At 66.1% G+C, this 25,456-nt stretch carries 26 protein-coding genes; 10 read left to right on the forward strand and 16 right to left on the reverse strand.

The features are described 5' to 3' along the window. The first annotated feature begins 211 nt into the window (after positions 1–211). Complete coding sequence (locus U5A65_RS27645) at positions 212–1,192, forward strand: LysR family transcriptional regulator (protein ID WP_321948537.1); 981 nt, start codon at positions 212–214, stop codon at positions 1,190–1,192. A gap of 82 nt (positions 1,193–1,274) precedes the next feature. Here the strand turns inward: U5A65_RS27645 and U5A65_RS27650 are convergent, their stop codons facing one another. Next, positions 1,275–1,802, reverse strand: a complete 528-nt coding sequence (locus tag U5A65_RS27650; protein ID WP_321913067.1) for a plasmid fertility inhibition factor family protein — start codon at positions 1,800–1,802, stop codon at positions 1,275–1,277. A gap of 117 nt (positions 1,803–1,919) precedes the next feature. Here U5A65_RS27650 and U5A65_RS27655 point away from each other — a divergent pair, with 117 nt between their 5' ends. From U5A65_RS27655 to U5A65_RS27665, 3 genes are all read left to right on the forward strand, one after another. After that, the gene (locus tag U5A65_RS27655; RefSeq protein WP_321948538.1) at positions 1,920–2,720 is read left to right on the forward strand and encodes a crotonase/enoyl-CoA hydratase family protein; all 801 of its coding nucleotides are present in this window, start codon (positions 1,920–1,922) and stop codon (positions 2,718–2,720) included. Further along, positions 2,698–2,877: a hypothetical protein gene (locus U5A65_RS27660; protein ID WP_321948539.1), complete on the forward strand. Its 180-nt coding sequence runs from the start codon at positions 2,698–2,700 to the stop codon at positions 2,875–2,877. Before U5A65_RS27655 ends, U5A65_RS27660 begins: the two co-directional genes overlap by 23 nt. Positions 2,878–2,964: 87 nt before the next feature. Beyond that, positions 2,965–4,782, forward strand: a complete 1,818-nt coding sequence (locus tag U5A65_RS27665; RefSeq protein WP_321948540.1) for a winged helix-turn-helix domain-containing protein — start codon at positions 2,965–2,967, stop codon at positions 4,780–4,782. A 66-nt stretch (positions 4,783–4,848) separates the two neighbouring features. Here U5A65_RS27665 and U5A65_RS27670 read toward each other — a convergent pair whose 3' ends face one another. Beyond that, positions 4,849–5,118: a hypothetical protein gene (locus U5A65_RS27670; RefSeq protein WP_321913070.1), complete on the reverse strand. Its 270-nt coding sequence runs from the start codon at positions 5,116–5,118 to the stop codon at positions 4,849–4,851. A gap of 348 nt (positions 5,119–5,466) precedes the next feature. On the opposite strand from U5A65_RS27670, the gene U5A65_RS27675 reads away from it, so the two are divergent. Both U5A65_RS27675 and U5A65_RS27680 read left to right on the forward strand, forming a co-directional pair. Then, on the forward strand, positions 5,467–6,651 hold the full coding sequence (locus U5A65_RS27675; RefSeq protein WP_321934224.1) for an MFS transporter: 1,185 nt from the start codon (positions 5,467–5,469) through the stop codon (positions 6,649–6,651). 400 nt (positions 6,652–7,051) lie between these two features. Beyond that, entirely contained in the window at positions 7,052–8,209 is a 1,158-nt protein-coding gene (locus tag U5A65_RS27680) for an MFS transporter (protein ID WP_321913072.1), read from the forward strand. Between the two features lie 84 nt (positions 8,210–8,293). Here U5A65_RS27680 and fahA read toward each other — a convergent pair whose 3' ends face one another. Both fahA and hmgA read right to left on the reverse strand, forming a co-directional pair. Beyond that, positions 8,294–9,607: a fumarylacetoacetase gene (fahA, locus tag U5A65_RS27685; RefSeq protein WP_321948541.1), complete on the reverse strand. Its 1,314-nt coding sequence runs from the start codon at positions 9,605–9,607 to the stop codon at positions 8,294–8,296. Then, entirely contained in the window at positions 9,604–10,953 is a 1,350-nt protein-coding gene (gene hmgA, locus U5A65_RS27690; protein ID WP_321913074.1) for a homogentisate 1,2-dioxygenase, read from the reverse strand. The genes fahA and hmgA overlap by 4 nt, the downstream gene beginning before the upstream one ends. Positions 10,954–11,197: 244 nt before the next feature. Here hmgA and U5A65_RS27695 point away from each other — a divergent pair, with 244 nt between their 5' ends. Further along, complete coding sequence (locus tag U5A65_RS27695; protein ID WP_321913075.1) at positions 11,198–12,025, forward strand: EAL domain-containing protein; 828 nt, start codon at positions 11,198–11,200, stop codon at positions 12,023–12,025. Positions 12,026–12,061: 36 nt separating this feature from the next. On the opposite strand, the gene murB is transcribed toward U5A65_RS27695, so the two are convergent. Continuing rightward, complete coding sequence (gene murB, locus U5A65_RS27700; protein WP_321948542.1) at positions 12,062–13,117, reverse strand: UDP-N-acetylmuramate dehydrogenase; 1,056 nt, start codon at positions 13,115–13,117, stop codon at positions 12,062–12,064. 268 nt (positions 13,118–13,385) lie between these two features. Between murB and U5A65_RS27705 the strand changes: the two genes are divergently transcribed. After that, the gene (locus U5A65_RS27705) at positions 13,386–13,871 is read left to right on the forward strand and encodes a YajQ family cyclic di-GMP-binding protein (protein WP_028209548.1); all 486 of its coding nucleotides are present in this window, start codon (positions 13,386–13,388) and stop codon (positions 13,869–13,871) included. Between the two features lie 95 nt (positions 13,872–13,966). Here the strand turns inward: U5A65_RS27705 and U5A65_RS27710 are convergent, their stop codons facing one another. From U5A65_RS27710 to queG, 10 genes are all read right to left on the reverse strand, one after another. Further along, positions 13,967–14,455, reverse strand: coding sequence for an SRPBCC family protein (locus U5A65_RS27710; RefSeq protein WP_321913077.1), 489 nt, complete (start codon positions 14,453–14,455; stop codon positions 13,967–13,969). Continuing rightward, positions 14,448–14,771, reverse strand: a complete 324-nt coding sequence (locus U5A65_RS27715; protein ID WP_321934230.1) for a metalloregulator ArsR/SmtB family transcription factor — start codon at positions 14,769–14,771, stop codon at positions 14,448–14,450. Before U5A65_RS27715 ends, U5A65_RS27710 begins: the two co-directional genes overlap by 8 nt. Before the next feature lie 68 nt (positions 14,772–14,839). Beyond that, positions 14,840–15,325 carry a DUF2442 domain-containing protein gene (locus tag U5A65_RS27720; protein ID WP_321948543.1) on the reverse strand — a complete coding sequence of 162 codons (486 nt, stop codon included), beginning with the start codon at positions 15,323–15,325 and terminating at the stop codon, positions 14,840–14,842. Beyond that, positions 15,312–15,560, reverse strand: coding sequence for a DUF4160 domain-containing protein (locus U5A65_RS27725; RefSeq protein WP_321913080.1), 249 nt, complete (start codon positions 15,558–15,560; stop codon positions 15,312–15,314). Before U5A65_RS27725 ends, U5A65_RS27720 begins: the two co-directional genes overlap by 14 nt. A gap of 243 nt (positions 15,561–15,803) precedes the next feature. Continuing rightward, positions 15,804–17,603 (reverse strand): methyl-accepting chemotaxis protein, encoded by a 1,800-nt coding sequence (locus U5A65_RS27730; protein ID WP_321948544.1) that lies wholly within the window; start codon positions 17,601–17,603, stop codon positions 15,804–15,806. Between the two features lie 186 nt (positions 17,604–17,789). Continuing rightward, on the reverse strand, positions 17,790–18,410 hold the full coding sequence (gene plsY, locus U5A65_RS27735) for a glycerol-3-phosphate 1-O-acyltransferase PlsY (RefSeq protein WP_321948596.1): 621 nt from the start codon (positions 18,408–18,410) through the stop codon (positions 17,790–17,792). Positions 18,411–18,608: 198 nt separating this feature from the next. Beyond that, positions 18,609–19,100 (reverse strand): Cys-tRNA(Pro) deacylase, encoded by a 492-nt coding sequence (gene ybaK / locus U5A65_RS27740; protein WP_321913082.1) that lies wholly within the window; start codon positions 19,098–19,100, stop codon positions 18,609–18,611. A 54-nt stretch (positions 19,101–19,154) separates the two neighbouring features. Continuing rightward, positions 19,155–20,129: a site-specific tyrosine recombinase XerD gene (gene xerD / locus U5A65_RS27745; protein ID WP_321913083.1), complete on the reverse strand. Its 975-nt coding sequence runs from the start codon at positions 20,127–20,129 to the stop codon at positions 19,155–19,157. A 10-nt stretch (positions 20,130–20,139) separates the two neighbouring features. After that, positions 20,140–20,625 carry a methylated-DNA--[protein]-cysteine S-methyltransferase gene (locus U5A65_RS27750; protein ID WP_321913084.1) on the reverse strand — a complete coding sequence of 162 codons (486 nt, stop codon included), beginning with the start codon at positions 20,623–20,625 and terminating at the stop codon, positions 20,140–20,142. A 164-nt stretch (positions 20,626–20,789) separates the two neighbouring features. Then, positions 20,790–22,067, reverse strand: coding sequence for a tRNA epoxyqueuosine(34) reductase QueG (gene queG / locus U5A65_RS27755; protein ID WP_321913085.1), 1,278 nt, complete (start codon positions 22,065–22,067; stop codon positions 20,790–20,792). A 128-nt stretch (positions 22,068–22,195) separates the two neighbouring features. On the opposite strand from queG, the gene tsaE reads away from it, so the two are divergent. Next, complete coding sequence (gene tsaE, locus U5A65_RS27760) at positions 22,196–22,798, forward strand: tRNA (adenosine(37)-N6)-threonylcarbamoyltransferase complex ATPase subunit type 1 TsaE (RefSeq protein ID WP_321948545.1); 603 nt, start codon at positions 22,196–22,198, stop codon at positions 22,796–22,798. Beyond that, positions 22,780–24,342 carry an N-acetylmuramoyl-L-alanine amidase gene (locus U5A65_RS27765; RefSeq protein ID WP_321948546.1) on the forward strand — a complete coding sequence of 521 codons (1,563 nt, stop codon included), beginning with the start codon at positions 22,780–22,782 and terminating at the stop codon, positions 24,340–24,342. The genes tsaE and U5A65_RS27765 overlap by 19 nt, the downstream gene beginning before the upstream one ends. Positions 24,343–24,449: 107 nt before the next feature. Here U5A65_RS27765 and U5A65_RS27770 read toward each other — a convergent pair whose 3' ends face one another. Continuing rightward, entirely contained in the window at positions 24,450–25,346 is an 897-nt protein-coding gene (locus U5A65_RS27770; RefSeq protein ID WP_321913088.1) for an EamA family transporter, read from the reverse strand. Positions 25,347–25,456: the final 110 nt, after the last annotated feature.

The raw sequence follows: 25,456 nt of genomic DNA on the forward strand, positions 1-25,456 counted from the left end.
CTGAATCTTTTACAGCTTCGAAATGCTGCCGTGTGTTGAGATAGATATTGTAATTCTCAGCGACTGTCAATATTATTTTTGTTAGATTGCCGCCCTCGTCCATTCGCGGCATATCGTTCAGAACAACGCAGCACATCGCTTTGTTCCCCAACTTCGCCAGCAGTCGCAGCGCCCCTCAACCGGTCCATGCATCGAGCATACGAGGCTACACATGAACCAGATACACGCCATGCGCGTCTTCGTCAGGGTTGCGGAAACCGAGAGCTTTCGTCGCGCCGCGCAGCAGCTCGACGTCTCCAACGCGCTCGTCACGCGCTCCGTCGCGATGCTCGAGGCGCACCTGAACACACGACTCATCAACCGCACCACGCGCAATCTCGCGCTTACCGAGGCAGGGCTGCGTTATCTCGAGGGCTGTCGTTGCGTGCTCGAGGAACTCGATCATCTGGAGCGCTCGCTGGCGCATACGGAAAGCGAGCCGAGCGGCACGCTGCGCGTGGTGGCCGCGGGCGCGCTCTCGCTCGCCACGCTCACACCGCTCATCGACGGTTACCGGCGTCTGTATCCACGCGTGAACGTGCGCCTCACGCTCGCCGAGCGGCCCGTGGATCTCGTGGAAGATGGCTTCGACGTGGGCATTGTCGGCGCCACGCCCGCACGTAACGGCGAATGCGTGGCGCGCGCGCTCGGCACCACGACGTTCGTGCCCTGCGCGGCTCCGGCATGGCTTGCCGAGCACGGCGAGCCGCATACGCCCGAGCAGCTCGCCCAGTGTGCGGCCGTCGCGCTGCCGCCCGAGGAGCGCAGCGCGACGTGGCAGTTCGCGAAGCCTGGCGAGCAGGCCCAGCAGGTCACGCTGCAGCCGGGCTACGCCGTCAACAACATGCTGATGGTGCGCCTCGCGGCGCTTGCCGGCATGGGCGTGGCGATCGTGCCCGCGCCGCTCGTTGCCGACGACTTCACCGCGGGCACCTTGCGGCGCCTGTTGCCCGACTACGATATCGACGACCCGGACGCGCGCATGTCCATCGTCTATCCGAGCCGCCAGTATCTGCCCGCGAAGACGCGCCGCTTCGTCGACTACACGGTCGAGCATTTCGAACACGCGCACAACGCATCGCCCGCGACGACGGCAACGTCATCGCCGTCGAATTCTCCTGGCGCGCCTGCCCGGCCGCTGAGCGTAGCGTGAACACACAACGGGCACGCGCCATGCGCGCGCCCGTGGTTTGGGAACATGTGTTCGAGAACAACCTTACGCGAAGAGCGGCGCCTCAGGGCCTGGGCGCATTGCCGTCGACCGGAACCAGCAGGCCCGGGTCGCCCGCGCCGCACAGTTCGTGCAGCAATGCCGCTTCGCGCTCGTGCACTTCCACCGGTAGCCACGACGCCCCCGCCCACGCGAGGTAGCGCGCACGATGCTGGCCGTTGCGAAACGCCACCACGCCCTCGTGCGCGAGTCCGAACCAACCCGCCAGCCCTGCTACGCGGCGTTTGCTGATCGTTACGTACGGCATCTGCGGCACGCGCTCGTTGTCGGGATCGAGAAACTCGCGAATGCCCCGCACCTTGCCGCTGTGCCAGTCGTCGACGGGCTTGAGCACGTAGTCGGTGTCGTCGCGGTCGGCGCAGAGAAGCAGCTTGTGCAAGTCGACGATCACGACGACATGGCGCGTGCCGTCGGTCGTGAAGACGCGCTTGAAGCGCACATGGTCATACGCGTCGTGGTTGGGCAACGGGACGGTCCAGAAGGGTCCACAAGCAGGATACGGAGAATCCGGAACGGAGGTGATGCTGGACATGGACGTCGATTGCATGCGTGCGCGGGAGAACGTGGTTCGGGCAATTAAAACCGGCCTAAGCTACGGATGGACCGTGAAATTTTTATGACGAATGCGGGGCGCATCGAGGAGCGGCACATGACCATCGAAACCTTCGGCGAACACGTGCGCATCGAAGCGCAAGAGCGTGTAGCAATTCTCGTGCTCGATCGGCCCGCGCAGCGCAACGCCATCGACAGACCTGTAGCGAATGCACTCGCCGCCGCGTTTACCCGCTTCGAGGAAAATCCCGCATGGCTCGCGGGCGTGCTGTATGGCGCGGGCGGCACGTTCTGCGCGGGCGCCGACCTCACCGCGCTCGCCGACCCCGAACGCCGCAATGAAATCCATGCGGACGGCAGTGGCAATGGCCCTCTCGGCCCCACGCGCATGTGGCTCACCAAGCCCGTGATCGCCGCGGTTTCAGGCTACGCCGTGGCCGGCGGGCTCGAACTCGCGCTGCTGTGCGACCTGCGCGTGGTCGAAGAAGATGCCGTGCTTGGGGTGTTCTGCCGCCGCGTGGGCGTGCCGCTCATCGACGGCGGCACGGTGCGTCTGCCGCGCCTGATCGGCCTTTCGCGCGCACTCGATCTGATCCTCACGGGGCGCGCCATCGATGCGCAGGAAGCCCTCGCGTTCGGACTCGCCAATCGCGTAGTCGCAAAAGGCCGCGCGCGCGAGGCCGCCGCGCAACTCGCCGCGCAACTGGCAGCGCTTCCGCAAGCGGCGTTGCTTGCGGACCGCCGCTCCGCGCTCGAACACAGCATGCTGCCCGATATTGCCGAAGCGTTGCGCCGCGAAGGTGCACACGGCTATCGCGCGGTGCTCGACGAAGGGCTCGCACTCGCCGCTCGCTTCGCGGCCGGCGAGGGCCGTCATGGCGAACCACTCGATCCGTAGACCGCTGATTGAAAACACGCACGCGTCCTTCCAGGCGGACGATGCACGCGTCAGTGACCAGCACATGCTGCGCTTGGCGCTTGAAGGCGCGCGCGCGACCCGCTACATTGAAATTGATCCGCGCCGCTGCCCCCGCCCCTGCCGCCATGTCTCATGACGCTGAGCACGTCTGCGTCTAACGGCAATCTTCAGACGAACCGCCCCGGCGCCCCCTTCCCTGATCCCGCATCACGGGAGAGATCTCATGCCGACGGATCGAATCATCCGCTTCGCGGACTTCGAACTCGACGTCGAGCGGTACCAGCTACGCCGGGCAGGTGCGGAGGTCCGGCTGGAGCGGTTGCCGATGGATCTGCTGATCCTGCTGGCCTCCCGGCGCGGCGAGTTGCTCTCGCGCGCGGACATCGTGGACCGGCTGTGGGCCGGCAGCCCCTTTCGCGACACGGACAACGGGCTGAATACGGCGATCCGCAAGATCCGCATCGCGCTCACCGACGACCCGGCCAGCCCGCGCCACCTCATTACGGTGAAGGGCAAGGGCTACCGCTTCGACGGCATCCTGCCCGAGCGCTCCGAGCTTCACGATGCATCGCCCCCCGCGCACGACGCGCACACGCCGCGCGAGAGCGAGTACGCGCCACCCGCCGTACGCATGCTGGTGCTGCCGTTCGACAACCACACGGGCGACGCGAGCCAGGAGAGCCTGTGCTACCAGCTCGCCGACGAAATCTCGGTCACGCTCGGCGCGCTCAACCCGGAGCGCCTGCTCACGATCGCACGCACCACGGCAGCGCGTTACCGCGCGACGCAAAAGAGCATTGGCGAGATCGCGCGCGAACTGAAGCTCGACTACGTGCTCGAAGGCTCGCTCACGTGCGCGGGGCAGCAAACGCGCATCCTCACGCGTCTTATCCGCTGTTCCGACGAAGCACAGATCTGGAGCCGCGCGCACGAGAGCGCCACGCAAGGCGCGCTCGACATCCTCAAGGAAGCGGTCGCGGCGCTCGCCGAGAATCTCGCGTCCACGCTTTCCGAGCAGCAGCGCACGCGCCTCGAGCGTCGCCTGCCCGTCGATCCCGCCGCACACGACGCGTATGTGCGCGGGCGTTTCTTCTGGTATCGCCGCGTGCATTTCGAAGCGGGCTTTTGCGCGCATCACGGCATCGACGGCGAAGACTTCGTGCGCAGCCGAACGTACTTCGAGTCCGCGCTCGAGCACGACCCGAGCTACGCGCTCGGCTATACGGGCCTTTCGAACTACTACGGATCGACGGTGGTGCACGGCTTCGTCGCCCCCGACGATGGCTGGCCGGTCGCGCGCTCGCTTGCCGAGAGCGCGCTCGAACTCGATCCGGATCTGCCCGAGGCACATCACGCACTCGCGGCCGTGCGCTACTTCTACGACTGGGACTGGGATCTCGCCGAGGCCGGCTTCAAGGACGCGCTGCGGCGCAATCCGAGTTACCCGGAGGCGCACAGGCTCTATGCGCGCATGCTCGTGGCGGCGGGCCGCCGCGCCGAGGGCGACGTAGCGATGGAGCGCGCCGAACGCATCGATCCGCTGGCGTTCCAGGGCTCGCGCGCGTTCGGCATGGTGATGTCGGGCAGGCATGCGGAAGTCGTGAGCGAATATCTCGCGCCGGGGCACATGGACCATCCGCCGCTCGTGTATCAGCTGCTCGCAACCGCGTTCGAAGTGAAGAAGCTGTATGCGCAGGCCGTGGACGCGACCGTGGAAGCACTCGAGCGCTGCAACCAGCAAGCGCGCGCTGGCATCATCCGCGCCCGCTGGGAAGCGGGCGGCTATGACGCGGTGCTGCGCTGGTATCTGGAAGATCTGCTCGCGCGGCGACGGGCCCGCTACACCTCGCCGCTTCTCATCGCCGAGGCCTATGCGCGCCTCGCGCAGCCCGACGAAATGTTCCGCTGGCTCGAAACGGCGCTGGCCGAGCGCAGTTCGCGGCTATGCGAGTTGCGCACGAATCCGTGGTTCGCGCCCTGGCGTCCAACGGGGCGCATGCGGCTCATCGAAAAACATATTGGCGGCGGCCCGACACGCTGAGCGGTTGGCGCAAGGCGCGAGAGCGCGTCGCGTCGCCGTCCTGCTACCCTGGTCTGCGTAGTCCCTTCAGTTCCCGTGATAGAGCCCTTCGCTCAGCGCCTTCTGCTGGCCCGACTTCTCGGAGCGTATGAGATCCTGATAGACCTGCGCGTGCGTGAGCGCCATCGGCGCGCCCGAGGCGCCTGTCGACATCGGCGAGCCGCCCACGTCCTGTGCCGCCGGCGGCGTCGCGGCCTGTTGGGTCTGGTCGTCGCTCTGCGACTGCGCCAACGCACTCGCTGCGAAGAAGGCGGCCGCTGCGGTCACTGCGATGCGTACTGTGTTCATCGTGTTCATGTCATCGCTCCAGCAAGGTTGCGCATGTTCGGTTCCGTCATGCGCGGGACGGACGAGGCGAGGACGCGCTCACCGGCAGGCGGGCCGGATGGGGAACGGTTTCGCTCGTGGGTTCGTGTTAGGTATCGTGCGGCCCGGGAGCGCGTTGCGCCATGCACGTAACCTGTAGAAATCGTCAAGAAATATGAAGGAACGGTGAACGAGGTCCGGCGCGCGCACCTGTTGTTTTCCCAACAGTGTCGAAAAGCGTGCCGTATGCGTTGTGTCAGGTTTCAGTACAATTCCGTGTTGACTTAAATAAAACGGCTTCGTGCTCAGCCCGTTGCCGAACCGCGCCGACCCCACGCCATGCCCCTGCCTCTGCTCGCCCTTGCCGTTGCCGCCTTTGGTATCGGTACCACCGAATTTGTGATCATGGGCCTGCTGCCCGACGTCGCGCGCGACCTGAGCGTCTCGATCCCGGCGGCGGGCATGCTCGTCTCGGCCTACGCGCTCGGCGTGACGATCGGCGCGCCCATCGTCGCCATTGCCATCGCCAACGTGCCGCGCAAGCAGGCGCTCATGCGGCTGATCGGCATCTTCATCGTCGGCAACCTGTTGTGTGCGCTCGCCCCGAACTACTCGATCCTGATGGCCGCGCGCATCGTCACCGCGTTCTGCCATGGTGCGTTCTTCGGTATCGGCTCGGTGGTCGCGGCAGGACTCGTCGCGCCGAACCGCCGCGCCCAGGCCATCGCGCTGATGTTCACGGGCCTGACGCTCGCCAATGTGCTGGGCGTGCCGCTCGGCACGGCGCTCGGCCAGATCGCAGGCTGGCGCACGACGTTCTGGGCCGTGACGGCCATCGGCATTGTCGCGGCGGCGGCACTGCAGGTGTGCCTGCCCGCGAAGATCGAAATGCAGAAGGCGAGCCTCGTGCATGAGTTCGGCGTGCTGAAGAACCCGCAGGTGCTCATGGTGCTCGGCATGAGCGTGCTGGCCTCGGCCAGCCTCTTTGCGGTGTTCACCTACATCACGCCGATTCTCGAAGACGTGACGGGTTTCTCGCCGCATGAAGTCACGTTCGTGCTGCTGCTGTTCGGCCTCGGGCTCACGGTAGGCAGCACGCTCGGCGGCAAGCTCGCCGACTGGAAGCTCATGCGCTCGCTGCTCACGTTCCTCGCCATGATCGCCGTGGTGCTCGCCGTGTTCTCGCTGACGATGCACGACCCGATCGCGGCCATGGCGACGATCTTCGTGTGGGGCATTCTCGCGTTCGCGATCGTGCCGCCGCTGCAGATGCTGATCGTCAACCGCGCGAGCGACGCGCCCAACCTCGCCTCCACGCTCAACCAGGGCGCGTTCAATCTTGGCAACGCGGGTGGCGCCTGGATTGGGGGCGTCGCGATCAGCGCGGGCGCGCCGCTCACGGCGCTGCCGTGGGTGGGCGTGGTCACCGCGTTCGCAGCACTCGCGCTGACGCTGGTTTCGGCCCAGATCGAACGGCGCACGCGCCGCCGCGTGGCCGTTTCGGGGCCGACTTCCTGCGCGTGAGGTCTTTTTCGACGCAGGCGTGCACGAACGGGCGTTGCGTTGAGGCGCGCATGCTCAACGTGAGGCACAACTGCGCCGCGTAGTACGAGCGCCCGTAGTGGGGCCTGCTCGCGCCGATAACAGGCTTGCGCTGGGCGCCAGAAGGGCCGAGCGGAAGGATTGAGACGAAGCGAATACCCGACGTATTCGTGAGGAGCATGACGCAGCGATCGGCCCTTCTGGCGCCCAGCCCGTAGAATGCACATTTTCTTTTTTGGGGAACGCGCCTTTCCGGCCGCATTGCGGCGTCGCGCGTCGCTTGTTTGGCTCAGCCAAACGGCGCTCCTAACTCCTTGCGCTGCGGCCGCAAAGGCACGTTCGCAAGCCGGTTATTAGCGCGAGCAGGCCCCAATCTCGCCCGATGAAAACCGTCCTCACCCGCGACTTTCTCGCGCTGATCCTGAGCGTAGCCGTGGTTGGCTTAGGCTCCGGCGCGACACTCCCGCTCACCGCCCTCGCCCTCACCGACGCCGGCTACGGCACCGCCATCGTCGGCCTGCTCACGGCCGCCCAGGCGCTGGGCGGCCTCGCCGTCGTGCCGGTCACAGCATGGATCTCCACGCGCTTCGGCTCACGTCAGGTGATCGTCGGCTCGGTGCTGACCGTGGCCGTTGCGACTGCGCTCATGCAGACAAGCGCCAACCTGTGGCTCTGGGCCGTGCTGCGCATGCTGTGCGGCGCGGCGCTCATGCTGCTCTTCACGATCGGCGAGGCCTGGGTCAACGAACTCGCCGACGACTCGAACCGCGGCCGCGTGGTGGGCATCTACGCGACTACGTTCACACTGTTCCAGATGTCGGGCCCGGTGCTCGTGAGCCAGATCGCGGCGTACACGGCGTGGCGCTTCGCGATCTGCGGCGCGCTCTTTCTCATCGCGCTGCCGATGCTCGCGGCGATCCGCTCGAATCCGCAGCAAACCGACATGCACGAGCCGCACGGCAGCTGGCGCCACGTGATGCCGAAAATGCCCGCGCTCATCATCGCCACGGGCTTTTTCGCGCTGTTCGACACGCTCGCGCTATCGCTGTTGCCGCTCTTCGCGATGGGCCACGGCATTAACAGCGAAATGGCGGTGCTGTTCGCCTCGGTCGTGCTGCTCGGCGACACGATCATGCAGTTCCCCATCGGTTGGCTCGCCGACCGGCTAGGCCGCGAGCGCGTGCATGCGCTCATGGGCCTGATCGTCGCGGCGCTGCTGCCGCTCCTGCCGTTCGTGGTCGATACGCCCTGGCTGCGCTGGCCGCTCCTCTTCGTGCTGGGCGCGGCGGCGGGCTCCATTTACACGCTGGCTATCGTTGCGTGCGGCGAGCGCTTCGAGGGCGTCGCGCTCGTTTCCGCGAGCGCGCTCGTGAGCGCTGCGTGGAGCGCGGCGAGCTTCGGCGGCCCGATCATCACCGGCGCGCTGATGGAGCATGCGGGCCGCGACGCGATGCTGTGGGTGTTGTTCGCGGGCGCGCTGGTGTTTCTCGGCGCGCTGCGTTGGGAACGCTCGCGGGGGCTCGCGCAAGCGCGGGCATAGCGTGAGCACAAGCGAAAAAACGGCCGATGCGCTTTCGAAGCGCACCGGCCGTTTTGCTTTTCAGATTTTCAGGCGAATGCGCCGTTACTTCAACGCCGGCAGGATCTTGCCAACGCAGGCGCCAAAGCCCACGCGATAGCCGTCGCCCTGGCACCAGCCCGCGAGCGTGAGTTCGTCGCCGTCTTCGATGAAGCCGCGCGTGCCGCCGCTCTTCAGTTCGAGCGGGTTCTTCGCGTTCCACGTGAGTTCGAGCAGGCTGCCGAACGAGTCGGGCGTGGGGCCCGAGATCGTGCCGGAACCCATCAGGTCGCCCACACGCGTGTTGCAGCCCGCCACGGTGTGATGCGCGAGCTGCTGCGCCATCGACCAGTACATGTGGCGGAAATTCGTGCGCGCGATGGTCGTGGCCTCCTGAGCGCCCTCGGGACGCATCAGCACTTCGAGCGCAATATCGAACGCATGGTCGCCTGCGTGACGCAGGTATTCGAGCGGCTGCGGCTCCTGCACCGGCTGCGCGACGCGAAACGGCTCGAGCGCATCAAGCGTGACGACCCACGGCGAAATCGTCGAAGCGAAGGTCTTCGCGTTGAACGGTCCGAGCGGCACGTATTCCCATTGCTGGATGTCGCGCGCGCTCCAGTCGTTGAGCAGCACCATGCCGAAGATGTGGTCCTCGGCATCTTCACAGGCGATCGGCTCGCCGAGCGCATTGCCGCGCCCGACGATGAAGCCCGTTTCCAGCTCGATATCGAGCTTGCGGCACGCGCCGAACACCGGACGCTCCTGATCGGGCAGCTTCAACTGGCCGTTCGGGCGGCGCACCGGCGTGCCGCTCACCACCACCGACGACGCGCGGCCGTTATAGCCGATCGGCATCTCGGACCAGTTCGGCAACAGCGCATTCTTCGGATCGCGAAACATCGAGCCGACGTTCGTCGCGTGTTCCTTCGACGAATAGAAGTCGGTGTAGCCGGGAATCTGCACGGGCAGATGCAGCTTCGCGTCGGCGAGCTTCACGAAGGCGCGCTCACGCAACGCGGCGTCGTCGCGCAGCGTGGCCGTGTCAAGCGCGAGCAGCGACGAAAGCTGCACGCGCACGCTGCGCCACACGTCGCGGCCAAGCGCGATGAAGTCGTTCAGCGCGGGACGGGCAAACACGTCCTGCGGCGCGCTCGCGGGCAAGCGCAGCAGCCCGGTTTCGTGCAGCACCGCAAGGTCGGCCACGAGGTCGCCGATCGCCACGCCCACGCGCGCCTCTCCATTGCCCGTCGTGCTGAACACGCCGAACGGCAGGTTCTGGATCGGGAAATCGCACTGCGCGTCGTTCGCGCTCTCGACCCAGCTCTTGCGCTTCGCGTCGAGCGTCGCCTTGAGGTCGTCGGTCAGGGTGCTGTTCATTGCTGCTCCGGATTGAAGTGTTTCGTGAGGCCTTGCCAGCACTCGTAGTAATGCGCCTGCAGCTGGCTCGTTTCGAGCGCATAGCGCGTCGGGCGAATCAGCGTGCGGGTTTCGAACATGAAGGCCATCGTGTCGCCGACCTTGTGCGGCTTGGTCGTATCGGCGTTCGAGGCTTTTTCGAAGGTCTCGGCATCCGGGCCATGACCCGACATGCAGTTGTGCAGGCTCGCGCCGCCCGGAACGAACCCTTCGGCCTTGGCGTCGTACACGCCGTGCACGAGGCCCATGAACTCGCTCGCCACGTTGCGGTGATACCAGGGCGGGCGGAACGTGTTCTCGGCCGCGAGCCAGCGCGGCGGGAAGATCACGAAGTCGATCGAGTCGACGCCCGGCGTGTCCGTGGGTGCGTGCAGCACGAGGAAGATCGACGGGTCGGGATGGTCGTAGCTGATCGAACCGATGGTGTTGAAGCGGCGCAGGTCGTACTTGTAGGGCGCGTAGTTGCCGTGCCATGCCACCACGTCGAGCGGCGAATGGCCAATGTCGGCACGCCAGAGCTGGCCGTTGAGTTTCGTGACGAGTTCGAACTCGCCTTCGCGGTCTTCATACGCGGCGACGGGCGTGAGGAAGTCGCGCGGATTCGCGAGCCCATTCGAGCCGATCACGCCGAGGTCCGGCAGACGCAGGAGCGCGCCGAAGTTCTCGCAGATATAGCCGCGCGCTTCGCTGTCGGGCAAATCCACCGTGAAGCGCACGCCGCGCGGAATCACGACGATCTCGAACGGCTCGACGTCGAGGCGGCCCATTTCCGTGCGAATCGCAAGGCGCCCTTGCTGCGGGACGATCAGCAGCTCGCCGTCGGTGTTGTAGAAAAAGCGGTCCACCATCGGCCGGTTCGCCGCGTACAGGTGGATGGCGCAGCCGCTCATCGAGGCCGCCGAGCCGTTGCCCGACATCGTCACCCAGCCGTCGATGAAATCGGTGGGCTCCGTGGGCATGGGCAGCGCGTCCCAGCGCAGCTGGTTGGGCGGCGTGGGCGGCACCTCGCCGAAATCGGCGACGAGGCGCGGTGCACCGTTCACGTTCAGGCGCGCGGTGACCGGCGCAAACGGCTGGTGCACGGCGCCCGGACGGATCCGGTAGAACCACGTGCGGCGGTTGTGCGAGCGCGGCGCGGTGAACGCGGTGCCCGATAGCTGCTCGGCGTACAGACCATAGGCACAGCGCTGCGGCGAGTTCTGGCCTTCCGGCAGCGCGCCCGCCAGCGCCTCGGTCGCGAACTCGTTGGCAAAGCCGCTCATGTAGCCGTGCTGGACTTCGGTTGGGTGCCGCAGGGGTGCGTTCATTGCTGTCTCTCCACGTTCTCGGGCCGTGACATCAGGTCACGCGATTTACGGATGGTAAAACGAATTACGTTTAGTGAAATTAAGCGTTAACCCCTGGAAGTCGTTCGTGGCCTGCAGAACGTGGATGAACGGCCGATAACGTTATGACCAAACAGTCCATCCGGCGCGGCTGCGGGCTGCTACCATCGGGTCATGCGACCCCGTGCCGGGCTCGCGCTTTTCACCCGCTCCCCGCTACATCACCATGATCGCTCCCACTATTCCCGAGCTCGTTGCCCGCGCCGCCGACCATCCGTTTCTCGGCGAGCACCTGGCGATGGGCACTGGCGCGCACGCCAAAGAGGCCGTGGCGCGGCGGCGCGGCGTGGAGCTATTGAGCGCCTATGAGCCGATTTACGACATCAGCGTGCACAGCGGGGCGCAGTCGCTGACCGCGGATCTCGCGATGGCCTCGCGCTTTGGCGACGAACTCGGCTATCAGGCGGTCACGCTGCGCGAGCAGAACGGCCTGCTCGCGCCCTGCGACGCATTCAGCGACACGCTCGACGATCCCGACCTCGTCGCGGTCGACCGCATGGTGCGCGCGCTGCACGCCATCAATTTTCTGGGTGGCCAGCAGCACGGGCTGCTCTTTCTGCGCGTGCACGAGCGGCTCCTGAAGAGCGTGAAGTACGACCATGGGCGGCACTTCTCGAACGTGCTGGTGTCGTTCGGGCTCAATCCCGGGCGTATCGTGATCGAACTGCCGGCGGCGGCGGTGGCGCACCGCACGTTCCTCGGCTATCTCACGAAGAGCTATCAGCGGTACGGGTTCAAGGTGGCTGGCAATCTGCCCAATGCGGGGCAGATTCTTTCTGTGTCGGACGTGCCGCGGCCCGATTTCGTGAAGATGGATGCATCGTCCGCGCTGCGCGATTCGATGGTCAAGCCGCTCGTGAGCTATGCGGCGAGGCTGCGCATCCCGCTCATTTTCAACCGCGTGACCGATGCGGCGCAGTTCGAACAGTTGCAGCAGTACGACGTGCGCTTCGTGCAAGGGCCGGTGTTCGCGGCCCAGGACAAGGTGGTTTGAGGGTGAGGCAGGCGCGGCGAAGCGGCGCCTGAGGCCTTACAGGCTGATGGGTTCCTGCTCCAGCTCCACGCCGAAGCGCGCGAGCACGTCGCGCTGGATCGCCTCTGCGAGTTCGAGAATGTCCGCGCCGGTCGCGCCGCCCCGATTGACGAGGACGAGCGCCTGGCGCTCGTGCACGGCCGCGGAGCGCAGCGCACGGCCCTTCCAGCCGCACCGGTCGATCATCCAGCCCGCCGCGAGCTTCACGCGCCCGTCGGCCTGCTGATACGAAACGATCTGCGGTTCGCGCACGACGAGCATATCGAACTGCTGCGCTTCGATCACCGGGTTCTTGAAGAAACTACCTGCATTGCCGAGTTCGAGCGGGTCAGGCAGCTTCGCGCGCCGCACCGCGACCACGGCGTCGAACACGGCGCGCGCATGCGGCGTCTCGCCGGCGTGGTGCTGTGCCAGTTCGCGCGCGAGATCGGCATAGCCCGCGTTGGGCTGCCACATCTTCGGCAAGCGGAACGTGACCGAGGTAATGACGAAGCGCTCGCGCCCTTCTCGCTTGAAAAAGCTGTCGCGATAGCCGAAACGGCAGGCAGCCGCATCGAACTCCACGGCTTGTCCCGTCGCCATCTCGATGGCCCGCACCGAGACGCAGCGCTCGGCCATCTCGAGCCCGTAAGCGCCGATGTTCTGGATGGGCGCCGCGCCCACGGTGCCTGGAATCAGTGCCAGGTTCTCGAGGCCCGGCATGCCCGCCTCGAGCGTCCACGACACAAAATCGTGCCAGTTCTCGCCCGCGGCCGCTTCCACATACCAGGCTTGGCGGTCTTCGTGGGCTACGCGCTTGCCGGCCAGCGCCATGAGCAGCACGAGGCCGTCGAAGTCGCGCGTGAGTACGACGTTGCTGCCGCCGCCCAGCACGAGCGTGCGCAAGCCCTGCGCGCGCGGATCGCGCACGGCGGCGGCGAGATCGGCCTCGCTTTCGATCCGGCACGCGTAGCGCGCGCGCACGTCAAAGCCGAACGTGTTGTGCGCGCGCAGCGCAAAGCCGGCGGCGAACCACACTGGAGACGTAGCGACGGGCGTTTGGACGACAGGCATGGGGGAGAGCGGATTACGGACAGCAGACGGAAAAAGGCCGGAAAGGCCGCCGGCGGACACCCTTGCACCGCGCATGACCGCGGATCTCGCCAACTGGCGGCGGCAAGCCGCCTTGGGCAAACGCAATGGCGCCGGTAGAATGGCGTCGGTCCGTGATTATAGCGAGTGCGCGAACCGCTGCCTGAAAATGCGGCTGCGGGTCGCGGGCGCGTAGTTTGCATAGCGTTTGCCTAGCCGTTTGCGCACCTCGTACTTTTTGGAGAAAGCAATGCCATCGTTTGACGTCGTCAGCGAAGCCAACATGATCGAAGTAAAGAACGCCGTGGAGCAATCCAACAAGGAGATCTCCACGCGCTTCGACTTCAAGGGCTCGGATTCGCGCGTCGAGCAAAAAGAGCGCGAGCTGACCGCGTTCGCCGACGACGACTTCAAGCTCGGCCAGGTGAAGGACGTGCTGGTCTCAAAAATGGCCAAGCGCAATGTGGACGTCCGCTTCCTCGACTACGGCAAGATCGAGAAGATCGGCGGCGACAAGGTCAAGCAGGTCATCACCGTGAAGAAGGGTGTGTCGGGCGACCTCGCGAAGAAGATCGTGAGGCTCGTGAAGGACAGCAAGATCAAGGTCCAGGCCAGCATTCAGGGTGACGCCGTGCGCGTGACGGGCGCCAAGCGCGACGACCTGCAAAGCGTGATCGCCATGCTGCGCAAGGACGTGACCGACACGCCGCTCGACTTCAACAACTTCCGCGATTAAGGCGGATTAGAGCGCATTAAAGCGGCAAGTCCATTGCATTGCGGGGCGGCTTCGGCCGCCCCGTTTTCGTTTCGCCCCTCCGTCTTTTCCCGCGCTCAGTCCGCCGTCACCACGAGCGGCATGAGCACCTCGCCGGTTTCCAGCAGCGTCTTGAGATTCGAGAGAATGCGCGGCCAGCCACCCGACACCTTCTCGATGAAGATCGATCCTGGCCGCGCCATGCTGTGCGTAATCGTGAGCTTGACCGCGTGCTCGACGGGCTCGATGTCGATCGTGCAGTGCGAATCGCCCTCGGCATGCAGTTCGGAGAGGAACATGTTGCGCCAGCGCAGCACGAGCCGGCGCGGCGGATCGGCCTCGACCACCGTGCCCGAGTCGGCGATACGGCCGTCGGCAAAGCGCAACGACCACGGCGAGCCCGTTTGCCAGTCGCATTCGTGATGCATGCCGAACCAGTAGCGCTCGGTGAACTCGCGGCTCGTGAGCGCCGCCCATAACGCTTGCGGCGTGGTGCGGATGAACGTGACGTAGACGAACGTCGAGTCGCCAGCGGCGCCAGCTTGCGCGTGCTTTTCGCTACTCATGACTGTCTCCTTCGAGTGAGCGTTTGAGGCCGACGAGCGCGCCTACGCGCTCGCGCTCGAACTTGCCGATCCACCGCGCCGCAATCTCGCCGATGGGCACCGGATTGATGAAATGCCGCTTCTCGCGTCCATGGCGCTGCGTCGCGACGAGATTCGCCTCCTCCAGCACCGCGAGATGCTTCGTGACCGCCTGGCGCGACATGGCCAGCCCCTGGCATAAATCGGTCAGCGTCTGCCCGTTTTTCGCGTGGAGGCGATCGAGCAGTTGACGGCGGCTCGCGTCCGCCAGCGCGCGGAATACGGCGTCGTCGTTCATGCATTGATTATGCAACCCCGTGGTTGCATGTCAAGGTAAGAAAACGGCACCGCAGCGATGAAGGCGCGTCACGTCGCCGTAGCGCTTGCCTGAGCCTCTACCGGATCAGCCGTTTCATCGTCCGGTTCATCCTTCGCCTGATCGCCTGGCTGCTTGCGCGGGCGGCCACCCTTGCGCCCGTTCGCGCGCGCTGCGGCGGCCTTGGCCGGCGACGTGGACGAACCCATTGCGCGCGCGAGTTCGCGCATCCATTCCTGCGTGCCAAACACGCCTTGCAGCAGGCCGGGCGCCCACAGCAAAAGATCGAGCCGCGGAAAGTAAAGCGACTGACCGCCGCCCCAAATTTCGACCTCGGCCAGCTGCGCGGCCGTTGGCGCACGCTCGAGGCTTTGCAACTCCTGGATCAGCGCAACGGGCACGCCAATGGCCACACCGTTGGCGAACTCGATTTCGAGCCGGGCGCGCACACGGCTATAGCGCGCGGATACAGCAACCGGACTCTGCGCGCCAGCCTCGCGCGCCGCGGCAATCTGCTTCTTGCTAATGGAAACCATGGATCCTCCACCACGCCATGCACAACATGTTGATTTCCGGCTCGAGCGCGCGTGTGAGGCGCGCAACCTGCTGCTCCGCGAGTTCGTAAAGCTCACGCAATTCGAGCGGACCTTCAGGGCAATTCAGCTTGAACACACACGATCCTTGCGGACTGGCGACATGAACATGGGCGGGCCGATGGTCATGCGAAAAGATCGCCACGCGATATCCCGCTACGCGATGAACAGTGGGCATGGGTCGGATAATAACCTAACGTTGGGTTTCCAAAACCTCGATTTGAGGCGCACGCGCACGGCCTTTGTCTCACGACAAACTTTGGCGTTTGCGTGAACCCAGCTTATCAACGTGGCGTTTGGGGAAAAGTCATCCGTTAGGGATAGGCCGTTTCTGAACGGCCGAAGACAGGCGACTGGCGGGCTGAACATGCGAAAACGGCGCCGCAGCGCCGTTCTCTCACCCCATTGGCGCTCGCGCGCCTCAGTCGAGCCGGAACTGGCCGACCGCATCCGCGAGACTGGCCGCCTGGCTGCGCAGCGCGGCCGCGGCAGCCGTCGACTGTTCGACGAGCGCCGCGTTCTGCTGAACCATCTCGTCGAGCTGGCTCACCGCGCGGTTCACTTCCTGGATGCCGCGCGTCTGCTCGCCGGTTGCGTTGGTGACTTCGGAGATGATCGTCGTCACGTTCGAGACATTCGCCACGATCTCGTCCATCGTCGAGCCGGCGCGGCGCACGAGCTGCGAGCCCGAAGTCACGCTGGTTACGGTCGATTCGATCAGCCCCTTGATCTCGCGCGCCGCCTGCGCGCTGCGCTGCGCGAGGCTGCGCACCTCGCCCGCCACCACGGCGAAACCGCGGCCCTCCTCACCCGCCCGCGCCGCTTCGACCGCCGCATTCAGCGCGAGAATGTTGGTCTGAAACGCAATGCCGTCGATCACGCCGATGATGTCAGCGATCTTCACGGACGCCTTCTCGATGTCGCCCATCGTGTGCACCACGTCGCCGATCACCGAGCCGCCGCGCGAAGCTGCCTGCGAAGCGGTGGCCGCCGTCACGTCGGCCTGTTGCGCCGCGTTCGCCGACTGCGCGACCGTCGCCGTGATTTCCTCCATCGACGCCGCCGTCTCTTCGAGGCTCGCCGCCGCCGACTCGGTGCGGCCCGAAAGGTCGACGTTGCCCGCCGCGATCTCGTCGCTCGCCGTGCGCACCGATTCGCTCGCGTCGCGGATGTGGCGCATCACGTCGCGCAGCTTGTCCATGAACGCGTTGAACGAACGCGCGATCTGCGCCACTTCGTCGTTGCCCACGGCGGGCAGGCGCTTCGTGAGATCGCCTTCGCCAGCGCTGATCGCGTCCATCGCGTCGCGCACGCGCGAGAGGCGCTGGAACGACACGGCTGTCGCCGCCGCCACGATCGCCGCAGCGGCCAGCGCAACGACGACGAGCGCGATGAGCGAGGCCGTGAGAAGCGAGCGCATGGCCGCCGTCGCATCGGCGCGGTCGAAGGCGACGATCACGCGCCAGTCGGTGCCCGGAATCGTTTGCGCACGCATCAGCTTGATGTCGCCGTTCACGTCCACCTTCAACGGCGCGGTGGCCGTGAACAACGCGTTCAGGCGATCGCCTGCCAGATCAGGCGCGAGTTCCGAGACGGGCTTGAGCGTGAGCTTCGGGTCGGGGTGCGCAACGATCGCGCCGCTCGCGTCGACCAGCATGCCGAAGCTCGCCGGTGTGGGGTGAATTGAGCGGACGTTGTCGATCACGCTGTCCATTGCCACGTCGCCGGAAATCACGCCCTTCACCGCGCCGTCGCGGATCACGGGCTCGGCGAACGCCACCACGAGCTTGCCCGTGCCCACATCCACGTAAGGCGGCGTGACCACGGCCTTGCCCGCCGCGACGGCCTGCTTGTACCAGGGGCGCCCGGTCGGGTCATAGTCGGGCGGGATGCCGGTCGCGTCGGAAAATTTCGCCGTGCGGTCGGCATAACCGACGTAGACATTGGTGAAGCCGCCCGCCGCCGCGATCTGCTTGAGCGCCGGCACGGGGTCCGGCGCGAGCACGGCGTCCTGCAGCGAGTCAATCATCCGCACGTGCGTCGCGACCCAGTCGGCAACGCCTTGCGCGTGGCTCTCTTCGAGCGCCGTGAGCGTGCTGTCGATCGAATCCCGGTTGTGTGAGTTAGCGACGAAATAGTTGAGCGCCGTATTCGCGGCCAGCGCGGTCACGACGATAACAACGCATAGCGCGACGATGCGCGCGCGGATAGTGGAAAACATCGGGAGGGAATGCCGTGTGGGGAAGAAAGAGGAAAGCCGTCATACCTGATCTGGACCTATCGGGGATTACGGCAAACCACACGGCATTCTTGAGGGCGCAACGGTGGAAGATGCGCCTTGAATCGCCTATTTGTCAGAAGTTGGCGGAGGATAAGCGAAATTATCAGACAAATAGATGGCGACGCATTACTTGCCGGCGCCGGCAGCCTTCTTCTCGCCGATGCGGCTCTCCTTGCCCGCGATAAGCTTGGAGATGTTCGCGCGATGCCGCCAGAACAGCAGCACGCTCATGGCGAGGATGGCGAGCGCGACAATGCGCGGGCCGAACATGAACACGTAGTAAAGCGGCGCGAACACGGCGGCCGCCAACGCCGCGAGCGACGAATAGCGCGTGAAGAACGCGACGATGAGCCAGGTGGCGAGCGTGGCTAAGCCGAGGATCGGATTCACGGCGAGCAACACGCCGGCCGCGGTGGCGACGCCCTTGCCGCCCTTGAAGCGGAAGAACACCGGGTACAGGTGGCCGAGGAACACGGCGATCGCGGCGAGCGCGACGGCTGTGTCGCCGAGACCGTAGCCCGGGCCGAAGCGCGCGACGAGCCAGACGGCCAGCCAGCCCTTGAACGCGTCGCCGATCAGCGTGAGGATCGCGGCCTGCTTGTTGCCGCTGCGCAGCACGTTGGTCGCGCCGGGATTGCCGGAGCCGTAGGAGCGGGGATCGTCGAGGCCCATGAAGGCGCTCACGATCACGGCAAACGAAACCGAGCCGATCAGATAGGCAAGAACGGCGACGAACAGGTTGTACATGCACGAAACCCGGAGGAAGTGGAACGATGCGCGCCGGGCCGAAGTGATGATCGTCACCGCCCGGCAACGCGCGACGGCGCTCATTCTACCGAAGCGCGGGCACGCCCTGCCCGCGCCGACGGCACAACCGCGCACAAACCAGGGTAAATCAGGGAAGCAACGGGAACAGGCGGGAGGACGGTGAGCGAACGCCGCGCGTTAGTCGACGCTTGCGCACTGCACCGGCTTCGCGTTCAGGAGCGTCGTGAGCACCGTGGGAGCGAGGCTCACGAGATAACCGCGCCGGCCGCCGTTGAGCCAGATCTCGTCGAGTTCGAGTATGGTCGATTCGACGTACACGGGCATGGCTTTCTTCGTGCCGAAGGGCGAGGTGCCGCCCACCAGATAGCCCGAATGACGGTTCGCGACTTCGGGCTTGCACGGCTCGATACGCTTCGCGCCGATCTGCCGCGCGAGATTCTTCGTCGACACCTTGCGATCGCCGTGCATGAGGACGATGAGCGGCTTCGCGTGCTCGTCCTCCATCACGAGCGTCTTGACGACGCGATGCTCGTCCACGCCGAGCTGGCGCGCGGACTCTTCCGTGCCGCCATGCTCAACATACTCGTAGGGATGCTCGCCGAACGCGACGCCCGCGCGGCGCAGCATCTGCGTGGCGGGCGTTTCGGATACATGTTTCGTTTTGCTCATCGGCGCATTGTAATCGGTGGACTCGCAAGGGCCGCACCGCCAGGTTTGCGAGGATCACCCGCGCGGATGATGCTTCGCGTGCAACAGGCGCAACCGTTCGCGCGCGACGTGCGTATAGATCTGTGTCGTGGAAATGTCGCTGTGGCCGAGCAGAAGCTGCACAACCCGCAAGTCCGCGCCGTGATTGAGCAGGTGCGTGGCGAACGCGTGGCGCATCGTGTGCGGCGAGAGCGGCGCATGCACGCCCGCCGCTGCCGCGTGGCGCTTGATGATGTGCCAGAACTGCTGGCGCGTCATGCCTTCGGCGCGCGCGGTCACGAAGAGCGCGTCGGTCGTGCGCGCGCCGAGCAACGCCGGCCGCGCCTCGCGCAGGTAGCGCTCGATCCACGCGTGCGCCTCTTCGCCGAACGGAATGAGCCGCTCCTTGGAGCCCTTGCCGAGCACGCGCACCACGCCTTCGTTCATGCCCACCTCGACGGTCTTGAGCGTGACGAGTTCGGTCACGCGCAGGCCGCTCGCGTACATCAACTCGAGCATCGTGCGATCGCGCAGGCCAAGCGGCGTCTCGACATCGGGGGCGCCGAGCAGCGCCTCGACCTGCGCCTCGCTCAACGTGGACGGAAAGCGCGGCGCCTGCTTCGCCGAGCGGATGCGCACGGTCGGGTCCGAGTGCACGCGCTGCTCGCGCAGCGCCCAGCCGTAGTAGCGGCGAAACACCGAAAGGCGCCGGTTCGCCGAAGTCGATTTGTCGTCCTTGCGGCGCGCGCTATAGGCGAGCAAATCGTCTTCGTGGGTCGTGTCGAGCGCGTTGGAGCGCTCGCGCGCGAGCCACTGCGCAAAGAGGCGCAAATCGCGCCGGTAGGCGTCGAGCGTGTTGCGCGAGAGGCCGTGTTCGAGCCACATGGCGTCGCAAAACGTGTCGATGGCGGTGAGGCTCGTGGCAAGCGCTTCGGCCGCGGCGGGGTCGAGCGCGTGTTCCGCTTCGTCGGCGGCATCGCTTACGGCAAGCGGCGGCGGATTCGTCGTCATCGTCATCGTGTCAGCGCAGTTGAAATCGGTTCGACGTGCATTCGTGAGCGAGCAGCCAGCGCTTCACGTCGCGAAAGAACCCTTCGCCGCCGTGATGCGCGAAACCGCCGAGACCGCTCGCCGACACCACGCGATGACACGGAATCACGAGCGGAAACGGATTGTCGCCGCACGCCTGACCCACGGCGCGCGGGCTGAGGCCGCCAATACGCTTCGCGAGTTCGCCGTAGGTGAGGACTTCACCCGCCTCGATTGCGCAGATGCCATCCCACACACGCCGCTGGAATTCGGTGCCAAGCGGGGCGAGCGGCAGGTCGAAGCCGGCGTCGGCGTTTTCGAAATACTGCGCGATCTGTTCGGCCGCGCGCGCGGCGAGTTCGCAATCGGGCTCGACGCTCGCCGTGTGACCCGGCAGATAGACGATCTCGCGCAGCGCCGGCCCGACGGTTCGGATGCCGACCTTGCCGAATGGCGCGTCGATCACTGCGTTGAACATCGTCGTCTCCTGTCGATTCGGAGTTAGCGCTTCAGCGCTTGCGCCGATCCCATGCAAAGCCGTGCGCGAACGTTGCACGCCATGGTGCCGCGATGGGCGCGCGATTTCCAGTGCGCCGTCGTTCAGTGTCATGTCCATGTCAGCCTCTGCCGTTTCCGCTCCCATCACGCTGCCTCCAGCGCCCAAAGCACATGCTCGCGCACGATTGCCGACTCGTCATGCTCGCGCTCGCGCAGCGCCTTCACGATCGCGGCGCGCGCGGCGTCGCGCTCGCTATCCGCGCCTTCATGCTGCGGCGCGCGCAGCGCATTGCCCATCGCCACCGCGAGATTGCGCGACCAGCTTTCATAACCGATGCGCCGTATCGCACTGCCCTGCATGCGCTCGTCGAACTGCGCCGCGCTCCAGGCGAACAGGTCGACGAGACTCGCGCGATCGAGCCCATGACGCACGTCGAAATCGGCGACGGGCGCGGCCTGCGCGAACTTGTTCCACGGGCACACGAGCTGGCAGTCGTCGCAGCCATACACACGATTGCCGATCAGCTCGCGCAGTTCCAGGGGAATGCTGCCCTTCAATTCGATCGTCAGATAGGAGATGCAACGGCGCGCGTCCACGCGATACGGCCCGGTGATCGCACCCGTGGGGCACGCGTCGATGCAGCGCGTGCAACTGCCGCAATGCGCGCCCGGCGTTTCCGGTGCGGCGCTGGCCGGGTCGTCTGCGTCGGTGGGCAGCGGCACGTCCACGTAGATCTCGCCGAGAAAGAAGAGCGAGCCCGCGTCGCGCTGCAGGAGCAGCGTGTGCTTGCCGCGCCAGCCCACGCCGGCCTTCTGCGCGAGTTCGACTTCGAGCACGGGCGCGGAGTCGGTAAACACGCGAAAACCGAACGGGCCGATCTCGGCCTCGATGCGTTCGGCAAGCTGCTGCAGCCGCGCGCGCAACACCTTGTGATAGTCGCGCCCGCGTGCGTAGATCGACACGACGGCGGCATGCGGGTCGGCGAGCCGCGCGTGCTCGCGCAGTCGCCAGTCGGCGTGAATGCTCTCGTGGGCAACGTTCGTGCCAACTTGGGCGCCAGCGTCCTCGCTGCGATGCGAGCTGCCTTGCGAAGCACTTTCGCGCGTCTTTCCCGCCGCATTCGGCGCGAGCGTATCGAGGGGCAAATAGGCCATGCGTGCGGTGATCACGCGTCGCGTGCCGGCCACAAGGTCGGCTGGCCGCGCGCGTTTCATCCCATGTTTGGCCATATAATCCATCTCGCCGTGGCAGCCTGCTTCGAGCCACGCGGCGAGGCCCGCCTCGGCATGGGAAAGGTCGGTGTCACTGATACCGATCGCACCGAACCCCAGCTCGCGCCCCCACGTCCGGATGCGCGCCGCGAGCGCGGCGAGCGCCGCCTCATCGAGCAGCGTGGCCGGCTCGCCGGCCGGCGCAGACAAATCTCGCGCCGCCTGTGCCTGAGCACACGCCTGAGCGGACGTTGGGTCGAGCGCCTCCGAAGACGCGCGCGCATCCTGCGCGGAGTTGGAAGGGGAATGCGTGGGGTTCATTACGTCATTTTACGAGAATGCCCGACACGCCCGGTCACGACCACTCGCCGTTTTCGCTTGATCCCTCCGCCGACGTTCTCCTCGAGCGCCGTTTCGATCTCGCCGATGCCGACGCCACCGACGCCTTCGGCGCACGCTTTGCGCATGCGCTCGATTCGTTGCGCGCAAATACTGCACGAAGCGCCGCACAAAACGGCGCGCAAGATCACAACGCACCGCCCTTTCATGGCCTGCACGTGCAGCTGCACGGCGACCTCGGCGCGGGCAAGACCTCGCTCGTGCGCGCCACGCTGCGCGCGCTCGGCCACACGGGCCGTGTGCGCAGCCCCACCTACACGCTCGTCGAACCGTACGCGGTCGCCACGCCGAATGGGGAACTCCAGCTCTATCACTTCGATCTGTACCGTTTCAGCGATCCGGCCGAATGGGCCGACTCGGGCTTTCGCGAATATTTCGCGCAAGGTGCGGTGTGTCTCGTCGAATGGCCGCAACGCGCGGGCGGCCTGCTTGGCGTACCCGATCTCGTGTTTTCGCTCGAGCCCGATGCAAGCGGCGAAGGCCGCGTGCTCACCGCGTACGCATACAGCGCATCAGGAAAGGCATGTCTAGAAAGATGTTAATCAAACCGTTCCGCTCGATCGAATCGGCCGCCACCGCCACGCACAACTGGCGTCGCCGGCAGATTCTGAAGGCGGGCGCCTCCACGCTCGTGCTCGGCCTTGCCGTGCCGCGTCTTGCGTGGGCGACTTCGGTCGTTGGCGTGCGTGTGTGGCCCGCGCGCGACTACACGCGCGTCACGATCGAATCGGACCAGCCGCTGCAGAACACACAGCAACTGCTGCAAGGCCCCGATCGTCTCGTCGTCGACCTCACCGGGCTCGATCTCGACGACGCGCTCAAGAACCTCGTCTCCAAGATCACGCCGAACGATCCGCAGATCCAGGCCGTGCGCGTGGGCCAGTACCAGCCGCACGTCGTGCGCATGGTGTTCGACCTCAAGGGGTCGGTCAAGCCGCAGGTGTTCGCGCTGCAGCCGGTGGGCTCGTACAAGTACCGGCTCGTGTTCGACCTCTATCCGGCGGTCGCGCCCGACCCGCTGATGGACCTGCTGGCCCAGACCGAGCGCAAGCAGCAACAGCTCGACGCGCACCAGGCGATGAAGGACAGCGCGCCGCCCTCCACGCTCGCGGGTCCCAATGCAGGAATCAGCGCACCGCCCGCGCACGACAACAGCGACGCGTTTTTCGAGCGCTACGCGCAGAGCGACTCGGGCGCCTCGCCGGGCGCGCCGCGTCCCGCGCCGCCGGTCCCGCCTGCCACCGTTGTACCGCGTGCGGGTAAGCCTGCCGTGCCGAAGCCGCCCGTCGTCGCCCAGCGCAACAACAACGACGACAGCGCCAGCGCCGACGACAACTACGGCTTCACCGCGCCGAAGTCCGCCAAGGGCGGCACCACGCGCCTGTTGACCGTCGCGATCGATCCGGGCCACGGCGGCGAAGACCCCGGCGCGATTGGCAGCGCGGGCACCTACGAAAAGCACGTGGCGCTCGACATCGCGAAGAAGCTGCGCGCGAAGATCGACGCCCAGCCCAACATGCGCGCGATGATGACGCGCGACGCCGACTTCTTCGTGCCGCTGAACGTGCGCGTGCAGAAGGCGCGCCGCGTGGGTGCGGACCTTTTCGTCTCGATTCATGCCGACGCGTTCACGACGCCCGCGGCGCGCGGCTCATCGGTGTTCGCGCTCTCGGAGCACGGCGCGACGAGCGCCGCGGCGCGCTGGATGGCGAACAAGGAGAACTCGTCGGACCAGATCGGCGGCATCAGCGTGCAAACAGCCGACGCCGCCGTGAACCGCGCGCTCTTCGACATGTCGACGACGGCGCAGATCCGCGACTCGCTGCGTTACGGCGGCTTCGTGCTCGACGAGGTCGGCGAGATCAACAAGCTGCACAAGGGCTCGGTCGAGCAGGCGGGCTTCGCGGTGCTCAAGGCGCCCGACATTCCGTCGATCCTCGTGGAGACGGCCTTCATCAGCAATCCCGAAGAAGAGTCGAGGCTCAACGACGACGCCTATCGCGACAAGATGGCGAACGCGATTCTCAAGGGCATCAAGCGCTATTTCGCGGCCAATCCGCCCCTTGCGAAAAGCCGTATGACCTGAGGCTCAGGCCCGCAAGCCGGGCCTCCTGTGCATCCAGGCAAGCGCCGCGCACGCCTTCGGGCTCGCGCGGCGCTTTCATTTGCAGCGGGAAATTTGCAGCGGGAAGACTACGAGCGCGCGGCCCCGATGCGCTGCTTGACCCAGCCTCCGAACACGTTCACAGCGAGCCCCCCCATCACGAGCACGGCGCCGCCGATCTCAGCCGCGCTCAACTGCTCGCCGAGCAGCAGCGACGCCGAGGCGAGCCCGACGATCGGCACGAGCAGCGAAAACGGCGCCACCTGGCTTGCGGGATACTTCGAGAGCAAGCGGCTCCAGAGGCTATAGCCGATGAGCGTCGCGACGAACGCGAGATAGACGATCGCGCCCACCGAAGTCATGCCGATGCCCGAGAGCGCGGCCACGATGCGCTGCGGACCTTCCATCCAGTACGAGAGCGCGAGAAACGGCAGCGGCGGCACGAGGCTCGCCCACACCACGAGGCCGACGAGATCCACCTTGCCCACCTTCTTCGTGACGATATTGCCGAGCGCCCACATGCAGGCCGCGCACAGCGTGAGCACGAAACCGGCGATCGTCATGCCTTGTGCCCCGCCCGCCATCGACTGCACGCCGATCAGCGCCAGGCCACCCGCGGCGATCAACAAGCCGACCACGTTCTGCGCGTGAAAGCGCTCATGCAGAAACACCGCCGCAAAGCCGAGCGTGAAGAACGCCTGCGCCTGCAGCACGACCGAAGCGAGGCCCGCGGGCATGCCCACGTACATGGCGGTGAAAAGGAACGCGAACTGACCGAGCGAGATGGTCGCGCCGTAGGCCAGCAGCCAGCGCAGCGGCATTTGCGGGCGCTTCACGAACAGCACGGCGGGAAAAGCCGCCAGCATGAAGCGCAGCGCGCCGAGCAGGAGCGGCGGCACGCCGTGCAGCCCCACCTTGATCACGACGAAATTCACGCCCCACGCGAGCACCACCACCAGCGCGAGCAACAAGTCCTTCGGCGACATCCCCTTTCTCCTGTTTTGCGTCATACCTTTTCTTCGAAGCGGCGATCTTACCGCCTCGCGCCCCCTCGCGCCGTGCCGCCAGCGCCACGCCCATGCGTTAGCCGCACGCC

It is taken from the genome of Paraburkholderia sp. J10-1 (assembly GCF_905220165.1).
Taxonomy (GTDB): Bacteria; Pseudomonadota; Gammaproteobacteria; order Burkholderiales; family Burkholderiaceae; genus Paraburkholderia.

Bases quoted from the DNA above. Each gene is read 5' to 3' on its own strand.
- U5A65_RS27710 (WP_321913077.1), bottom strand. From the start codon at position 14,455: ATGAGTAGCGAAAAGCACGCGCAAGCTGGCGCCGCTGGCGACTCGACG.
- U5A65_RS27705 (WP_028209548.1), top strand. From the start codon at position 13,386: ATGCCATCGTTTGACGTCGTCAGCGAAGCCAACATGATCGAAGTAAAG.
- tsaE (WP_321948545.1), top strand. From the start codon at position 22,196: ATGCCCGACACGCCCGGTCACGACCACTCGCCGTTTTCGCTTGATCCC.
- plsY (WP_321948596.1), bottom strand. From the start codon at position 18,410: ATGTACAACCTGTTCGTCGCCGTTCTTGCCTATCTGATCGGCTCGGTT.
- U5A65_RS27670 (WP_321913070.1), bottom strand. From the start codon at position 5,118: ATGAACACGATGAACACAGTACGCATCGCAGTGACCGCAGCGGCCGCC.
- U5A65_RS27770 (WP_321913088.1), bottom strand. From the start codon at position 25,346: ATGTCGCCGAAGGACTTGTTGCTCGCGCTGGTGGTGGTGCTCGCGTGG.
- murB (WP_321948542.1), bottom strand. From the start codon at position 13,117: ATGCCTGTCGTCCAAACGCCCGTCGCTACGTCTCCAGTGTGGTTCGCC.
- U5A65_RS27675 (WP_321934224.1), top strand. From the start codon at position 5,467: ATGCCCCTGCCTCTGCTCGCCCTTGCCGTTGCCGCCTTTGGTATCGGT.
- U5A65_RS27695 (WP_321913075.1), top strand. From the start codon at position 11,198: ATGATCGCTCCCACTATTCCCGAGCTCGTTGCCCGCGCCGCCGACCAT.
- U5A65_RS27655 (WP_321948538.1), top strand. From the start codon at position 1,920: ATGACCATCGAAACCTTCGGCGAACACGTGCGCATCGAAGCGCAAGAG.
- U5A65_RS27750 (WP_321913084.1), bottom strand. From the start codon at position 20,625: ATGTTCAACGCAGTGATCGACGCGCCATTCGGCAAGGTCGGCATCCGA.
- U5A65_RS27765 (WP_321948546.1), top strand. From the start codon at position 22,780: ATGTCTAGAAAGATGTTAATCAAACCGTTCCGCTCGATCGAATCGGCC.
- U5A65_RS27725 (WP_321913080.1), bottom strand. From the start codon at position 15,560: ATGCCCACTGTTCATCGCGTAGCGGGATATCGCGTGGCGATCTTTTCG.
- U5A65_RS27645 (WP_321948537.1), top strand. From the start codon at position 212: ATGAACCAGATACACGCCATGCGCGTCTTCGTCAGGGTTGCGGAAACC.
- U5A65_RS27680 (WP_321913072.1), top strand. From the start codon at position 7,052: ATGAAAACCGTCCTCACCCGCGACTTTCTCGCGCTGATCCTGAGCGTA.
- U5A65_RS27665 (WP_321948540.1), top strand. From the start codon at position 2,965: ATGCCGACGGATCGAATCATCCGCTTCGCGGACTTCGAACTCGACGTC.
- U5A65_RS27650 (WP_321913067.1), bottom strand. From the start codon at position 1,802: ATGTCCAGCATCACCTCCGTTCCGGATTCTCCGTATCCTGCTTGTGGA.
- U5A65_RS27715 (WP_321934230.1), bottom strand. From the start codon at position 14,771: ATGAACGACGACGCCGTATTCCGCGCGCTGGCGGACGCGAGCCGCCGT.
- U5A65_RS27660 (WP_321948539.1), top strand. From the start codon at position 2,698: ATGGCGAACCACTCGATCCGTAGACCGCTGATTGAAAACACGCACGCG.
- U5A65_RS27730 (WP_321948544.1), bottom strand. From the start codon at position 17,603: ATGTTTTCCACTATCCGCGCGCGCATCGTCGCGCTATGCGTTGTTATC.
- xerD (WP_321913083.1), bottom strand. From the start codon at position 20,129: ATGACGACGAATCCGCCGCCGCTTGCCGTAAGCGATGCCGCCGACGAA.
- U5A65_RS27720 (WP_321948543.1), bottom strand. From the start codon at position 15,325: ATGGTTTCCATTAGCAAGAAGCAGATTGCCGCGGCGCGCGAGGCTGGC.
- fahA (WP_321948541.1), bottom strand. From the start codon at position 9,607: ATGAACAGCACCCTGACCGACGACCTCAAGGCGACGCTCGACGCGAAG.
- ybaK (WP_321913082.1), bottom strand. From the start codon at position 19,100: ATGAGCAAAACGAAACATGTATCCGAAACGCCCGCCACGCAGATGCTG.
- hmgA (WP_321913074.1), bottom strand. From the start codon at position 10,953: ATGAACGCACCCCTGCGGCACCCAACCGAAGTCCAGCACGGCTACATG.